Annotated in this window: 15 protein-coding genes and 1 pseudogene; 9 read left to right on the forward strand and 7 right to left on the reverse strand. The window is 70.0% G+C overall.

What is annotated here, in order from left to right; translation table 11 throughout:
* Positions 1-69 precede the first annotated feature (69 nt).
* From AB0M95_RS26560 to AB0M95_RS26575, 4 genes are all read left to right on the forward strand, one after another.
* Positions 70-1,338: a helix-turn-helix transcriptional regulator gene (locus tag AB0M95_RS26560; RefSeq protein ID WP_363769866.1), complete on the forward strand. Its 1,269-nt coding sequence runs from the start codon at positions 70-72 to the stop codon at positions 1,336-1,338.
* 218 nt (positions 1,339-1,556) lie between these two features.
* The gene (locus tag AB0M95_RS26565; protein WP_363769869.1) at positions 1,557-1,808 is read left to right on the forward strand and encodes a hypothetical protein; all 252 of its coding nucleotides are present in this window, start codon (positions 1,557-1,559) and stop codon (positions 1,806-1,808) included.
* A gap of 59 nt (positions 1,809-1,867) precedes the next feature.
* On the forward strand, positions 1,868-2,203 hold the full coding sequence (locus AB0M95_RS26570; RefSeq protein WP_363769872.1) for a hypothetical protein: 336 nt from the start codon (positions 1,868-1,870) through the stop codon (positions 2,201-2,203).
* The gene (locus AB0M95_RS26575; RefSeq protein ID WP_363769875.1) at positions 2,203-2,493 is read left to right on the forward strand and encodes a hypothetical protein; all 291 of its coding nucleotides are present in this window, start codon (positions 2,203-2,205) and stop codon (positions 2,491-2,493) included. Before AB0M95_RS26570 ends, AB0M95_RS26575 begins: the two co-directional genes overlap by 1 nt.
* 136 nt (positions 2,494-2,629) lie before the next feature.
* Here AB0M95_RS26575 and AB0M95_RS26580 read toward each other — a convergent pair whose 3' ends face one another.
* The 5 genes and pseudogenes from AB0M95_RS26580 to AB0M95_RS26600 all read right to left on the reverse strand — a co-directional run bounded on the left by AB0M95_RS26580 (position 2,630) and on the right by AB0M95_RS26600 (position 8,108).
* Complete coding sequence (locus tag AB0M95_RS26580) at positions 2,630-2,818, reverse strand: hypothetical protein (protein ID WP_363769878.1); 189 nt, start codon at positions 2,816-2,818, stop codon at positions 2,630-2,632.
* Positions 2,819-2,871: 53 nt separating this feature from the next.
* Positions 2,872-4,500 (reverse strand): hypothetical protein, encoded by a 1,629-nt coding sequence (locus tag AB0M95_RS26585; RefSeq protein ID WP_363769881.1) that lies wholly within the window; start codon positions 4,498-4,500, stop codon positions 2,872-2,874.
* An 88-nt stretch (positions 4,501-4,588) separates the two neighbouring features.
* Positions 4,589-5,395: pseudogene (locus AB0M95_RS26590) on the reverse strand (RtcB family protein); the annotation flags it as partial.
* Positions 5,396-5,702: 307 nt separating this feature from the next.
* Positions 5,703-6,227 carry an NUDIX hydrolase gene (locus AB0M95_RS26595; protein ID WP_363769884.1) on the reverse strand — a complete coding sequence of 175 codons (525 nt, stop codon included), beginning with the start codon at positions 6,225-6,227 and terminating at the stop codon, positions 5,703-5,705.
* A gap of 204 nt (positions 6,228-6,431) precedes the next feature.
* Positions 6,432-8,108 (reverse strand): thiamine pyrophosphate-binding protein, encoded by a 1,677-nt coding sequence (locus AB0M95_RS26600; RefSeq protein ID WP_363769887.1) that lies wholly within the window; start codon positions 8,106-8,108, stop codon positions 6,432-6,434.
* A 311-nt stretch (positions 8,109-8,419) separates the two neighbouring features.
* Here AB0M95_RS26600 and AB0M95_RS26605 point away from each other — a divergent pair, with 311 nt between their 5' ends.
* Entirely contained in the window at positions 8,420-8,608 is a 189-nt protein-coding gene (locus tag AB0M95_RS26605; RefSeq protein ID WP_358521718.1) for a hypothetical protein, read from the forward strand.
* 12 nt (positions 8,609-8,620) lie between these two features.
* Here the strand turns inward: AB0M95_RS26605 and AB0M95_RS26610 are convergent, their stop codons facing one another.
* Positions 8,621-9,739, reverse strand: coding sequence for a M20/M25/M40 family metallo-hydrolase (locus AB0M95_RS26610; protein WP_363769890.1), 1,119 nt, complete (start codon positions 9,737-9,739; stop codon positions 8,621-8,623).
* 5 nt (positions 9,740-9,744) lie between these two features.
* Positions 9,745-10,311, reverse strand: a complete 567-nt coding sequence (locus AB0M95_RS26615; RefSeq protein WP_358521723.1) for a helix-turn-helix domain-containing protein — start codon at positions 10,309-10,311, stop codon at positions 9,745-9,747.
* Between the two features lie 56 nt (positions 10,312-10,367).
* Here AB0M95_RS26615 and AB0M95_RS26620 point away from each other — a divergent pair, with 56 nt between their 5' ends.
* The 4 genes from AB0M95_RS26620 (at position 10,368) to AB0M95_RS26635 (ending at position 14,503) form a co-directional block, all read left to right on the forward strand.
* Positions 10,368-11,603, forward strand: coding sequence for a benzoate/H(+) symporter BenE family transporter (locus tag AB0M95_RS26620; protein WP_363769894.1), 1,236 nt, complete (start codon positions 10,368-10,370; stop codon positions 11,601-11,603).
* A gap of 227 nt (positions 11,604-11,830) precedes the next feature.
* The gene (locus AB0M95_RS26625; protein ID WP_363769897.1) at positions 11,831-12,886 is read left to right on the forward strand and encodes a 3-oxoacyl-[acyl-carrier-protein] synthase III C-terminal domain-containing protein; all 1,056 of its coding nucleotides are present in this window, start codon (positions 11,831-11,833) and stop codon (positions 12,884-12,886) included.
* 58 nt (positions 12,887-12,944) lie between these two features.
* Complete coding sequence (locus AB0M95_RS26630; protein ID WP_363769900.1) at positions 12,945-13,493, forward strand: isoprenylcysteine carboxylmethyltransferase family protein; 549 nt, start codon at positions 12,945-12,947, stop codon at positions 13,491-13,493.
* On the forward strand, positions 13,490-14,503 hold the full coding sequence (locus tag AB0M95_RS26635; RefSeq protein ID WP_363769903.1) for an NAD(P)/FAD-dependent oxidoreductase: 1,014 nt from the start codon (positions 13,490-13,492) through the stop codon (positions 14,501-14,503). The genes AB0M95_RS26630 and AB0M95_RS26635 overlap by 4 nt, the downstream gene beginning before the upstream one ends.
* Positions 14,504-14,505: the final 2 nt, after the last annotated feature.

Genomic DNA, 14,505 nt, shown 5'->3' on the forward strand with positions numbered 1-14,505 from the left:
TGAACCTGCGCCTGGAACCTTTCGGCACGTTCCCATCTCCTTCGGACTGTTACCACCCTATCGGGCGGTATGTCCGGAATCTCTGGGGCACCTCAGCCTGACTCTACGCCTCCCCCGGACTTCACCCCTGGTCAGCGCATCCGCTGGTATCGAGAGAAGCGGGGCATGACGCGTCCCGTTCTCGCCGGTCTGGTCGGCCGGGGCCCATCCTGGCTGAAGAAGATCGAACGCGGCGAACGCGAGACGCCAAGCTATGAGCTGCTGTCGCGACTGGCAGGGGCCCTCAATCTCGCCGATCTGTCACTCCTCACGGGCGGGCCGACGTCCGTACCGATCAGCGCCGGTTCTCGGGTCATGGTGCCTTATGTCTCCGATGTGCGAGACGCGGTGCGGGGCCGTCTGTTCGGCCAGGAGCAACCGGAGGAGGGGCCTGGGTCTGTCGATATCCTGGCGGGCCGTGTGTCCGGAGCCTGGCAACTGTGGCACGCGTCGCGTTTCCAGCGTTCGGAAGTCGGCAACCTGTTGCCGGACCTCATCAGGGATGCACAAGCTCTTACCCGCGTCCTGGACGGCACGGAGCGGCGGCGCGTCCTCGCCGTGTTGGCGAGTATCTACCAGCTCGCCCAGCAAGCCATGGCCTACTCGTGTGAGCCAGAGCTTTACTGGGTGATCGCCGATCGCGCCCGTTCGGCTGCGCAAGACGCTGATGATCCACTCTCGCTTGCGGGCGTTGCCTGGTCGTACGCCAACGGGCTGCGAGAGACCGGCTACACCAGCGAAGCGATCGGAACCGTGAGAGAGGCCGCAGACGAGCTACGGCCTCGGCTCGAACAAGGTTCCGATGATCTGAGAGGCATGTACGGCGCACTCAACCTGCATGCCGCTGTGAGCTTCGCCCGAGAAGGGCACGACGGCGACGCTTGGCGTCATTGGGATGAGGCCAATGCCGTCGCCCGTCGTCTGCCTAGAGGCTACGCGCATGCATGGACAGTGTTCGGCCAGGGCAACACTGACTTCCACGCGATCTCCATCGGCGTGGATCTTCGGACGCCCGGCGCTGCCCTTCAGAAGGCTGAGGACATCGACCTTAGCGAGGTGCCTTCAGTCGAGCGGCGTGCTCGGGTGCTTGTCGAGCTGGCGCGGGCTCATCACCAGCGAAGCGACAAGGCGGGCGCACTGCACTACATGAACCGGGCTCAAATCGCATCGCCGGAAACAGTGCGCTACACGCCTTCGGCTCGTGGTCTCGTCGGGGAACTATTCCTACAGGCCAAGGGCCCCTTGAAGGCCGACGCTGCCGCGCTTGTTGAGGCGGTGGGACTGCCTCTCGTTAGCTGAGGTCCCAGCCTGGGCCCCTGAGCGCACGGCCCCATTCTGGGCCCCCTGCGGGTTGCCGGGCGGCCTAACCTCCAACGCACGACGGATGTAGACAGTCACCGATCGTGCACAGAGAGGAACGGGCCATGCACTTCCCCCGCAGCGAGAAGGGCGCGGAACGGTTCAGGGGTCACCTTCTCGATCTTGCTCATCGTCTCTCCGGGCGGGGTCTCACGTCCGTGACGATTCAGACCATCAAGATCACATTGTTCGGCAATGACAAGAGAGCGCCGATAGCTGTAGAACCGCCGGAGTTGGACATCCGACTCCCGACCGGTGCGCCACTGGGCACGGTGACGGTGCGCAAGGACGGCCGCGCCCTTGCCTTCTGGGTTCGTCCCGCCGGCGGCAGCGCACGCTACCTGTGCCCTATCAACGCTCCTCAGGAAGGCGTCGCCGACCTGATCAAGCTCGCGGGGCAGCCCCGATGACGGTCGGAAGGGGCGGGGTAGAGCGCCCGGTCCTCCCGGTGCGGACACAACCCCCAGAGGTGCGTGCCGGACTGGCGTTAGCGCGGGAGTTGGAGCGTCATGGGCTGTGCTCGGAGATCCACCAGGGGTATGGGCTCGCCCTCGTATCGGTGTGGGTTGACCTGGTGGTGTGGACGGACGCCACCTGTTACATCTGGTGGACCGGCCAGTTCCGTCCAAACGGTCGCCGTCAGCTCGCCTACTGCGCCGGAAACGATCCCGCGTCGGCCGCCGCCCGCGTTGCCGCTCGTTATGTCGAGCTGCGCAGGAACCACCCGCATGCACAGATCATCGCCGACGTGCTGGAGTCGGCCGGTCTGGTGGTCCCCCCGCTGCACATCGGCGGGGCCGCCTGATGCAACAGCGATCCGCGGCGGTGAGCCTGGCCACCCTTACCAGCATGTACGGCAAACGCTGGCAGATCATCGAGAGCGCCGGGGGCGGGTGGATCGCCGTTCGTCACCACGGGCTGTCGGCCAGGGCTCTCGCGCGGGGCCTGTCGAACGTACGAGGTGGGAACACCTTGGAAGAACTGGCAAAGCACCTCGCGACCGAAACGGCGCTGGAAGATCGGCCCTTGCTCCCCGCGCTGAGACGCCCCGTAGATCAAGAGCCTCCCGATCACGTCGTGTCGGCGAGACGCTGACTCCAACCGCCGCGACGGAGCCCCCATGACCCGCTGTGGGGGCTCATCCATGTGCACGGACCCTAAGCCACGTCATCCGGTGGACCGGTGCGAAGCGCCGGGCCTTCGATCGCCCCCGGCCCTGTGAGCAGGCTAGTCACCGCCTGGCGATCGTCGGCCTGTACTGGCTGATACCTCTTCGTCGGGAGTGCTTGCGGCGGCGGCCGGTGCTCCCCGCCGGGACCGGCCTCCAGGGCCGCAGCCCGGCGGGGGAGGGCACCGGACGCCGCGCGGCGCGCTTGCGCGCCGCCTTGACCCAGTAGAGAAACTCCTCGCCATCACGCATGCTCGAATAAGCCGGGAGTCACTCAACGTACTCAGCGATGGGTCCAGGGCTGATCAATAGTGATCGATGCGATTTACCATTACACCCAGCATGGGAATCCGGCGATGCTGTTCCACCCAGTCCTCGACAGGACGCAGACCCGCCACTCCGATGATTGCAACGCATTGCGCGTCCTTATATTGATGCCGACTGAGATCATCACGCACCTGTCGAACACTAGCCGCCTGCCCTTCAGGGAGCATACTCCAGGCTTCATTTGTACGTGCGGCTTTATGTGTGGCTCGATCATGTAAAACCCACTCGTCCGCCCCATCGGGATGCACGACGAGTAGCAGGTCAGCATTATTCACGTCGGGCTCGGCTTGTTCAGATTCTTCAGCAAGCCGCCAAGTAGCAGCTCGCCACCGCGCAAAAGTCTCAACCCAGTTAGGCTCCTCAGGATTCTCTAGAAGATCCCGTATGCGCCGAGTCGATAAACCTTGCTTTTCTATTCGCTTTCCCGCTAGCGCCGTAGCCGTACGGGGATACTTGGCCACCAGAGGCGGACTGCACAGAAGGTTCACAATGAATTCCTCGAGGCGGTTCAGGCACTTCTCCGCCTCCCTCGCTTCACCCAAAGTAGGGACATGCCCGCCATGAATGACGCGGTTACGCAGTGACGCGATCTTGTTCGCCCAGTCGGATATGGCGCCAGGGTCTTTCAAGCTCCACAACCCGCCTATGCGCCCCGCATATTCGACTTTGACGCGTCGCGTTATCCCTGCACGCTCATTCGCAAATGTGCCACAAGCATCCTCCGGACGCATGCCTTCTTCCCACATAAGATGCATGAGGAGGTCGTCTAGCAGCACCTCTGCCGCCGTGGCTGCTGCTAGCACAGCCCCCCGGTAGTCCCCCAGCCTTTCGAGCGCAACCCCTGACTGACGCCTAAGATCGGCATATGCCATAAAAGCTGACACCTCTCGGTCTATGGCGATATGAAGTGCCGACAACTGCTCTTCGTCGAGATCTTCATATCGCCGCATACCGAAAATGCTGCCCATATTCACCATATAGGCAGATAGGCCGTCCGGCCATGATTCGTCAGCCTGATTCACGAGCCTATGCGCCATAGGAACCATAAAAGGAAGCAACTCTCTGGTTGCAATCTTAACCGGCTCTTTGGTAATGACATTGTAAGCGCGCTGCACCCTCTGGATGCACTCGATAACCTTATCGAATGCATCACTCAGGGCTTCCTCATCTGGCTCCAGATTAGCTTCAAATATGACAGCCGCTTCTACCACAGTTACGTCGCGATCCAAGGAACCTGCCGTATCGTCGCCCGTCTGATTGCCGTCATACGGGAACGCTTTCTTGGCCACCTTGAATGTTGCATCTAAATCATAGGGGTTATACTCTTGGACTCGCTCCTGCCAAAAGCGAAGCGAAACATGCAAGCTATCCACTGACAACTGAACGTCTTCGCCGCACCGCCCCTCCGAATGCAGCCTTTCAATAGCATCAATCATGTTATGCGCATAGGTGAAAGACGTAACAGTGGCGTGCGGAATCGCCAAGTAATCCGGAAGTGGCAAGAACCAGTAGAATACGTGGTGACTCCCTTCGGGAATCAGCTCATTCCAAACATCCTCAGACATGTGCACACCGCCCCCCTTGCATCGCCCGATGCTAGCGAACATCTCAAGTCCTCGCGGCCGCTTGCCATGACAGAGCGAGTATTACGGAAGGTGACATCGATCAAGACTAGAAGCTATTGCCCCAAGCGTTGTTGTGGTGGCAGGAGATCGGCTGCTCGAAGGTGATGCCGGCGAAGTGCTTGCGCAGCACGCCGCAGGCGAGCGCCATCATGATCGCGCGGTTGCGCCGCGCGTAGTCCTGCGCCCAGAACAGGTCGCGGCGGTAGGCCTCCATCTTCGCCGTTCCTGCCACGAACACCGCCAGGTCGCGGTCGGGCAGATCCTGGTTGTGCGGCAGCCCGCGCGCCTGCTCGATGTGATGCTCGGCCAGTTCCTTGCCGATGTTGCGCGATCCCGAGTGCAGCACCACCCACACCGCGCCCTCGTCGTCGGAGCACACCTCGAGGAAGTGGTTCCCGCCGCCGAGCGTGCCCATCTGGACCTCGGCCCTGTCACGGCGTCCCCGGACCGCCGGCGCCAGCGCGTCGAAGTTCTTCCAGAACCCCGCCCAGTCGGCCGTCGGGAACCCGTGCAGCGAGGACGGGTTCACCGGGCGCTTGTGCGCGTGGAACCCGACCGGGATCGCCTGCTCCAGCCGCGACCGCAGATACGGCAGGTTGTCCGGAAGGTCCTGAACCTTCAGCGAGGTCTTCACCGCGCTCATCCCGCACCCGATGTCCACGCCGACCGCCGCCGGCGACACCGCGTCACGCATCGCGATCACCGAGCCCACGGTGGCCCCCATGCCGTAGTGCACGTCCGGCATCACCGCGACACCATGCGTCCAGGGAAGGTTGGCGACGTTGCGCAACTGCCGCATCGCCTGGTCCTCGACCTGCCCGGGGTCGGCCCACATCCGGATGGGCGCACGCCCACCCGCCACCTCGCTGTACACCATCCCGCGCCGCCTCCCTCCGGAAAACTCTCCTGACCCTTCAATAACGCCAGACCGCACACACTGCCCGCAACCGATTAATGATCGCGGCACGGGTGCGTCGCGGCACGCCAGGCCGGGGGGTGCGTCCCTCCGGTTCGGCGCGTCCCCCTCCGGGATACCAGAACCCGGTAGTGGATTCTTGGGGGAAAGTTACGCTTCCGCTGGAGTTGTCCTTTCCGGGCGCTGGGCGTGGTGACCAAAGGTGGGGACGACAGATCACGGTTGTGCGGACGGTCTCGCTCCGGTCGGCGTGTCCGGGGCGAACAGGTCAGGACCCGCCGAGCAGGTAGAGGAGGGCTGCCATCGTGAAGCCGGCGACGATCTCGCGCTTGTCGATCAGGCCGCGGACGTCGGCCACGGGCACCCAGTCGACGCGCGCGGCCTCCGAGCCGTCCAGCGGCGGGCCGACGCGGACGGCGCCGTCCGCGCGGAAGATGTGATGCTCGCAGTCGGCGATGCCGTTGAGGGGCTGCAGCGTCAACATGGGACGCAGCGGCCCGGGGCGCCAGCCCGTCTCCTCGACGACCTCGCGCGCGGCGGCGGCGATCGGCTCCTCCCCCGGCTCCACCAGGCCGCCGGGGATCTCCCACCCCCAGGAGTCGGTGATGAAGCGGTGCCGCCAGATCATCAGCACGCGCCGCCGGTCGTCGACGACCACGGTCCCCGCCCCCGAGGCCATGCGGATGAGCCGGTGGCCTATGCGGGTGCCGTCGGGGAGCTCGACATCGGCCAGCCGGACGTCCAGCCACCGGTCGGTGTAGAGCGGATCTTCCGAGTTGACCTTCCAGCGCATGCGCCCACTCCCGGCTCGGCTCGTCTGGTCCCCGCGCCCACGCTACAAGGGGACACCTGCCACCCGTAAGGCAGGAGATCATGCCCCCTGCCAAGGTTCCCTGCTCGCAGCTCCCTGTGGTAATGCGCGTCGGCCGCCGATCGGGCGCTGGGCTGTCCGATCGGCGGCCGGGTCCGGCTCTCGTTTCGGGGCGGCGGGCCGCCCTCAGGAGTCGCGGCTGATGGCGAGGTCGATGAGGAAGGGCCCGGGGTAGTCGAGCGCCTGGGCGACCGCGTCGCGGACCTGCTGCGGCTTCTCGATGCGGACCGAGCGCACGCCGAGGGAGGCGGCGAGCTGGGTGAAGCCGATCGCGGGATAGCTGATGTCGAACATCTCGGGCAGCGGGTGCTCGGCGATGTCCTGCGTGCCCCAGTAGTGCTCGACGTTGTCGTCCAGCGTCCGGTAGCGGCCGTTGTTGCAGATCACGAACTTGGCGGCGATGTTGTAGCGGGCCGCGGTCCACAGGGCCTGCAGGGTGTACATGGTGCCGCCGTCCCCGGCGAACCCGATCACCGTGCGGTCAGGGTTGGCGATCTTCATGCCGACGGCGCCGGGGACGCCCACGCCGAGCGTCCGGCCGCGGCTCTTGTGCCAGTGCCCGGGCCGGTTCGCCCGCAGGTAGCGCGAGATGGCGGGCGACTGGGACAGCGCCTCGTCGAAGATCATCACATCGTCGGGCAGGTGCTTGGCCAGCTCCTGGGCGAACACGGCGGTGGACAGCGGCAGGCTGCCGGCGTTCTCCAGGTCGCGGGCGCGGGCCTCGGCGAGGGTCTCGGCCTTGCGGGCCGCGCCGGCGCGCAGGCGCTCCGAGGCGGCGGCGCGGTCCCGCGGGGTCATCTCGACCTCGAGGGCGTCGGCGAGCAGGCCGAGGGCGCGCCGGGGGTCGGCCACCAGGCCGAGGTCCACGGGGTAGTTCTTGGCGATCGCGCCGGCGTCCAGGTCGATGTGCACGACCTTGGCCCCGGGCGCGAACACGCCGTCCATCGCCGGGAAGACCTCGGGCATGACATAGGTGCCGCAGACGAGCACGGCGTCGGCCGCCGCGGTGATCCGGTGGCTGTTGGTGCCGAACATGCGGCCGAGCTCGCCCCGGTACAGGGGATGGTCCACCGGCAGGTTGACCTCGGACCAGTCGGCGCCCCACACCTCGGCGCCCAGGGTCTCGGCGACCCGGGCCAGGGCGTCCTGCGCGCCGGAGAAGTGGACGCCGTCACCGGCGATCACGATCGGGTGGCGGGCGCCGGACAGCAGCCGCGCGGCCTCCTGGACGGCGTCCTGCGACGGGGCGCTCGCGGCGTCCAGGAAGGAGGTGGGGACGGCGTCCTCGTCGGTCTCGGCGTCCATCACGTCCGCGGGCAGGACGACGAGCACCGGCCCGTACGGGGGCGTTGCGGCGATCTTGAACGCGCGGCGCAGCATGCGCAGCGAGGACCTGGGGTCGACGACGCGGGTGGACCACTTGGTGACCAGCTTGGCCATGCCGACCAGGTCGGCCGATCCCTGGGCGTCCATGCTGTCGTAGGCGACTCCGGCCTCGCCCGCGATCACGACCATCGGGGTCTGGCCGCGCAGCGCCTCGTACAGCATGCCGATGCCGTTGCCGAGGCCGACGCCGTAGTGGAGCTGGACGAGCGCGGGCCTGCGAGTCGAGCGGGCCCACCCGTCGGCGATGCCCACGGCGGCGGCCTCGTGCAGCGCGAGGACGTACTGGATGTCGGGAAAGCGGCGCAGTTCGTCGAGAAACCCCTGCTCGACCGTTCCCGGGTTTCCGAAAATATGAGTGATGCCGTCGGCCTGGAACTGCTCGATGATCGCCACGCGGGCGGGTCTGCTGGCGGCCACGTTCTCCTGCCTCTCTTCGTGTGCGGGGGTCTCGCTCGCGGTAGGAGGCCGCGTCCGGCGCGGTGCCGACCAGGTACGTGCGCCCCGTTCGCATCTCGCCCGTACGCGGCATTCAGCCTCGAATCACGCTAAACCTGGGGAGATCGCGGCGCCCATGGGAGCGCGGCGGAGGTCGCGCACTATCCAAGGTCCCGGGCCGCACTACGTCAGATCCCACCGCACGCCGGACTCATCCGGCGATCGGCCGCCGATCATCTGGATGTTATGAATTTACGCGGTAGATGCTCATTCGAGCGGGTACGGCGTCCAGCATGGAGGCTTTCCGGCGGACGCGCGCATGGCTCTGGGCCGCGTGCGCCGCGGTGCTGCTCTGCGTCGCGCTGGCGATCTACGCGGGGCTCACCGAGATGTGGTCCCTGCTGTTCCCCTGCTGCATGCTCGCCGCCATCATCGCGGGCTTCGCCATCGCCGAAGGGGAACGCTGCCTGCGCCGCGACTAGCGACGGGAACGACTACGAGCCACCGGGCACGGCCGGTCCCAGCCGGGACAGGAAGTCCTCCAGGGCGCGCTGATAGGGCATCACCGTGGTCAGGTCGGCGTACTCGTCCGGGCCGTGCTGGCCGTCCCCGCCGACGCCGAAGATGACGGCGTCGACGCCCCGCTCGTAGTAGAACCGCCCGTCGGCGGCGCCGTGCTTGCGCAGGAAGTCCGGGCGGTACCCCTGCTCGCGTACGGCGGCCTGGAGCGCGCGGACCTCCACGCTGTCGCGGCGGGCGTGGTGGGGCGGGCCGACGTGGCCGACGACCGGCGTGACGCCGGGCTCGCAGAAGGTCAGCAGGTGCTCGGCGATCTGCCCGGCGGTCCTGCCGTTCAGGTCGGCGTCCTCCGGCGGATAGCGGATGTCCAGCCACGCCTCGGCCAGGTCCGGCACCTGGTTGCGCGCCGTATCCGGCGTCGTGACGCGCGCGACGTTGACGGTCGTGCGCCAGACCTCCTCGGCGGCGTCGGGGTAGCGGGCCAGCAGGTTGCCGAGCGTGCGCGTCAGCTTCAGGACGGCGCTGTCGCCGAGCCAGGGATAGGCGGAGTGCGCGGCCCGGCCGGTGGCGCGCAGGTCGGCGGTGACCATTCCCTTGGAGTCGGTGACGATCCGCAGGCCGCTCTGCTCTCCGATCAGCGCGAACTCGCCGGCGACCCCGCGCTCCAGCTGGTGCAGCGTGCCGTCGCGGCCGCCGACCTCCTCGTCGGTGACGAGCTGCAGCGCGATCGGGTACGGCAGCAGCGGCGCGCGCTCGCGGAAGACCGTGGCCAGCACCAGCGCCGAGACCTTCATGTCCTGGGCGCCCCGGGCGTACAGCCGGGAGCCGTCGCGGCGCGGCCGGAACTGGCGGGGCTCGGCGGGGACGACGTCGAGGTGGGCGTTGAGGATGACCCGGAACCGGGGCCGCGCGCCGCCGTGGTACACCAGCGCGCTCGGCTTGCCGCCGGAGGAGAACCGCTCGACCGTGAACCCCGGGCCGACGTAGGCGAGCACCAGGTCGAGCGCGCGCCGCAGGTCCGCGGGCCGGTCGGCGGTGGACGGCACGGCGAGCAGCTCGCCGGCCGCCGCCAGTAAGGACTCGGGGGGCTCCACGAACGTCATCCTGCCCGCCGCGCGGACGGGTAGCGGATGAGCAGGCCGGCGTGGACGTCCTCGGCCCCGACCGCCGCGTAGGTGTGCGGGACGTCGGCCCGCCAGGTGAGGTACCCGCCCGGTCCGGCACGACCCGGGGAGGTCGCGGGGCCGGCGCTGAGCACGCCGCTGAACACGGTCATGTGCTCGGTGACCCCGGCGGGGTGGGCGGGCGAGGTCTGGGACGTTCCGGCGGGCAGGTGGATGCGGTAGAGCTCGAAGGTCACGTGGTCCTCCTGGAAGACCTGCAGCAGCGTGGCCTCGACGGCGGTCCCGTGCACGGCCAGCGGCCCGGCGGGTGGGCCGAAGATGGCCGCGATCGGCACGCCGAGCTCGGCGGTGACGGCCCACAGGGTCTCCAGCGTGGGGTTGCGCGTGCCGTTCTCCAGCCCGGACAGCGTGGCCTTGCCGACGTTCGCCCGCCGGGCCAGCTCCGACAGCGAGATGCCCCGTTCCTCGCGCAGCCGGCGCACCCGCCGTCCCATCTCCACGGGGGCGGCGTCGAGGGCGGGTCGGCGGTCCGGGGCGTCCATACCGTCATCGTGCCCTACCTTGCCGGGCGCGGGCCCCGGTCGCTAGCGTTCCGTTCATGGAACGCACCTCCCCCGCCCAGCCCGTCGTCGCCGGGGTGGTCACCGCCCTGGTCGGCTTCGCCAGTTCGTTCACCGTCGTGCTGACGGGCCTTCGCGGCGCGGGCGCGGACGAACGGCAGGCGGCCTCGGGGCTGATGGCGCTGTGCGTCGCGGTGGGGGTGGTGGCGATCGTCCTCGGCCTGCGGCGGCGCGTGCCGATCACCATCGCCTGGTCCACCCCGGGCGCGGCGCTGCTGGTGACCACGACCGGCCTGGACGGCGGGTTCCCTGCCGCCGTGGGGGCGTTCCTCGTCTGCGGGGCCCTGATCGTGGTCTCGGGCCTCGTCCCCGCCCTCGGCCGGGCGATCGCGGCGATCCCGGCGCCGATCGCCGCCGCCATGCTCGCGGGCGTGCTCGGCGGGCTCTGCCTGGCCCCGGTCCGCGCCATGCTGGAGGTGCCCGCGATGGCGGGGCCGGTGATCCTCGTGTGGGCGCTGCTGTACCGGTTCGCCCGCACCTGGGCCGTGCCCGGCGCGCTGGTGGCGGCGGCCGTCGCCATCGCCGTCACGACGCCCGCCGACGGGTTGCGCGGGCTCGACCCGTGGCCGGTCGTGGAGGTCGTCGCCCCCGTGTGGAGCCTGCCCGCCGTCGTCGGCGTGGGGGTGCCGCTGTTCCTGGTCACGATGGCCTCGCAGAACGTGCCGGGCATGGCGGTGCTGGCCGGGTTCGGCTACCGCCCGCCCCTGCGGGACGTCCTCACGGCCACCGGGACCGCCTCGGCAGGCGCCGCGCTCCTCGGCGGGCACGCGGTGAACCTGGCCGCGATCACCGCCGCGCTGGCGGCCGGGCCGGACGCCGGGCCCGACCCCTCGCGCCGCTGGATCGCCTCGGTCACGGCGGGCGCCTCGATGATCGTGCTGGGGCTCGGGTCGGGACTGGCCACGGCGCTGGTCCTGCTGTCGCCGCCGCTGCTGATCGAGGCCGTGGCGGGGCTGGCCCTGCTGGGCGCGCTGGCCGGCGCGCTCACCGGGGCGTTCGCCGCCTCATCCGCTGCGTCGGAGGGACGCGAGGGCGCCGTGGTGGCCTTCGTGGTGACGTTCTCGGGGGCGACGTTCCTCGGCGTCGGTTCGGCGTTCTGGGGGCTGGTGGCGGGATGCCTCGTGCACGCGCTGATGCGCCGCCGCGCCCTGGCCGGCCCGGAGCCCTCCGGCCCGGGAGCCGTCCGGCGGCGGGAGACGCGCGAGCGGGCGTAGTACGCCTGTCACACTGGCCTCCGCGCAGACGCCAAGGGGCGCCTGGTCGCGCAGGCGACGCGACTCGCGGGCGTGCGCGTCCCGCAGGCCGGCTGACGAACCGGGCGAACCCGCAGATCCCCGGCAGACATCACCAAAAGATCCTCAAGCTGGCGCTTCAGGTATGCGGGCGGGCCGGGTGGGCAAGACAGAGGTGTCTCCCAGTGTCGGCGAAGCGGGAACTTCTTATGACCCGAATTGCGGCTGTCCGCGGTGCCCTTCCCCCTCATCGTTACCCTCAAGCAGAGATCACCGACGCGTTCGCGCGCCTATGCCTGCCCCCCGGGGCGAGCCGGCGGCTGCTGGACCGGGTGCACACCTCCGCCCGAGTCGGCCACCGCAACCTGGTGCTTCCCCTGGAGGAGTACGCGAAACTCGACGGCTTCGGGACGGCCAACACCATCTTCGTCGAGGCGGCCGTGGACCTCGGCGCGGAGGCCGTGGGCGCCGCGCTGGAGGCCGCCGGGCTGACCCCCGCCGACGTCGACATGATCATGTTCACGTCCGTGACCGGCATCGCCGCCCCCTCGGTGGACGCCCGGCTCGCGGGCAAGCTCGGGCTGCGTCCCGACGTCAAGCGGGTACCCGTCTTCGGCCTGGGCTGCGTCGCCGGCGCGGCCGGGATCGCCCGCCTGCACGACTACCTGCGCGGATGGCCCGGCCACGTGGCCGTGCTGCTGTCGGTGGAGCTGTGCTCCCTCACCCTCCAGCGCGGCGACGCCTCCCCGGTGAACCTCGTGGCGAGCGGCCTGTTCGGGGACGGCGCGGCGGCCGTGGTCGCCGTGGGCGCGGACCGCGCCGAGGGACCGGGCCCCGAGGTCGTCGGCAGCCGCGCCCACCTCTACCCCGACTCCGAGACCGTGATGGGCTGGGACGTCTCCGACACCGGCTTCCGCGTGGTGCTCGACACCAGCGTCCCCGACGTGGTGCGCACCTACCTGGCCGGCGACGTGCGGAGCCTGCTGGCCGACCACGGGCTCACCCCGGCGGACGTGACGGCGTGGGTGTGCCATCCGGGCGGCCCGAAGGTGCTGCACGCCGTCGCCGAGAGCCTGGACCTGCCCGAGGGCGCGCTGGACCTCACCTGGCGCTCGCTGGCCGACGTCGGCAACCTCTCGTCCTCCTCGGTGCTGCACGTGCTGCGCGACACCCTCGCGCTGCGGCCTCCCCCCGCCGGGACGCCGGGCGTGCTCCTGGCGATGGGGCCGGGCTTCTGCTCCGAGCTCGTCCTGCTGCGCTGGTAGGGACGCGATGCCGTCATCGTCCGCCGCGTCGATCACCGTCCCCCTATCGTTGGGCGACATGTCACCGTGGTACGTGCTGCTGGTGCTGCTCGTCGGCGCCGAGCGCCTCGCCGAGCTCGTCGTGGCCCGCAGGAACGCCCGCTGGAGCCTGGCCCGGGGCGGCCGGGTGTTCGGGCGCGGCCACTACCCCTGGATGGTGGCCCTGCACACCGGCCTGCTCGCCGGGTGCCTGCTGGAGACCTGGCTGGCGGACCGCCCGTTCGTCCCGGCCCTCGGCCTGCCCATGCTCGCGCTCGCCGCCGCCGCGCAGGCCCTGCGCTGGTGGTGCATCATCGCGCTCGGGCCGCAGTGGAACACCGAGGTCATCGTCGTGCCCGGCCTGCCGCTGGTGACGCGCGGGCCGTACCGCCTGCGGTGGCTGCGCCACCCCAACTACGTCGCCGTGGCCGTGGAGGGCGCGGCGCTGCCGCTGGTCCACGGGGCGTGGGTCACCGCGCTCGTGTTCACGGCGCTCAACGCGGTGCTGATGGTCGTGCGCGTCCGCTGCGAGGAGGCCGCCCTGGCCTCGCTGACGAGAACGCCGGCGACCGGCGAGGTCGCCGCGTGATCGACGTGCTCATCGCCGGGGGCGGGCCCGCGGGCCTGGCGACCGCCATCAACGCCGCGCTGGCCGGCATGGAGGCGGTGGTGGTCGAGCCCCGCGCGACGCCGGTGGACAAGGCGTGCGGCGAGGGCCTCATGCCCACCGGCGCCGCCGCCCTGAGCGCGCTCGGCGTGCGGGCGCCGGGCCGGCCTCTGCGCGGCATCCGCTACGCCGACGCGCGCCACCGCGTGCACGCGGAGTTCCGGCACGGCCCCGGGCTCGGCGTGCGCCGCACCTCCCTGCACGCCGCCCTGGCCGGGCGCGCCACCGAGGTCGGCGTGAAGATCGTCCACGGCCGCGTGGAGGCCCTGCGCCAGTACGACGACCACGTGGAGGCCTTCGGGACGCGGGCCCGCTGGCTGGTGGCCGCCGACGGCCTGCACTCGCCGCTGCGCGCCCTGCTCGGCCTGGAGCTGCCGAGCCGCGCCCCCCGTCGGTACGGGCAGCGCCGCCACTTCCGCATCGCCCCCTGGACCGACTTCGTCGAGGTGCACTGGGCGCCGCGCGGCGAGGCGTACGTCACCCCGGTGGCCGACGATCTGGTCGGTGTGGCCGTACTCGGCTCCGAGCGGCGCCGCTACGACGAGCACCTCGCGGAGTTCCCCGGGCTCGTGGCCCTCCTGGATGGGCCGGCCGCGACGCCCGTGCGCGGGGCCGGCCCGCTGAGGCGGCGGGTGCGCGCCCGGGTGGCCGGGCGGGTGCTGCTGGTCGGCGACGCCGCCGGGTACGTGGACGCGCTGACCGGCGAGGGGGTCTCCCTGGGCCTGCTGGCGGCGCGCGCGCTGGTCGGGTGCCTGCGCGCCGGGCGGCCCCAGGCGTACGAGCGGGCGTGGCGGCGGCTGTCGCTGCGCCACCGGCTGCTCACCGAGGGGCTGCTGGCGGCGCGACGGCACCCGGGCACGGCCCGGCTGATCGTCCCGGCGGCCCGCCGCCTGCCCGCCGTCTTCGCCGCCACCGTCAACGCCCTCGCCTGACG

The organism is Sphaerisporangium sp. NPDC051017, from assembly GCF_040683095.1.
In the GTDB taxonomy this organism is placed as follows: Bacteria; Actinomycetota; Actinomycetes; order Streptosporangiales; family Streptosporangiaceae; genus Sphaerisporangium.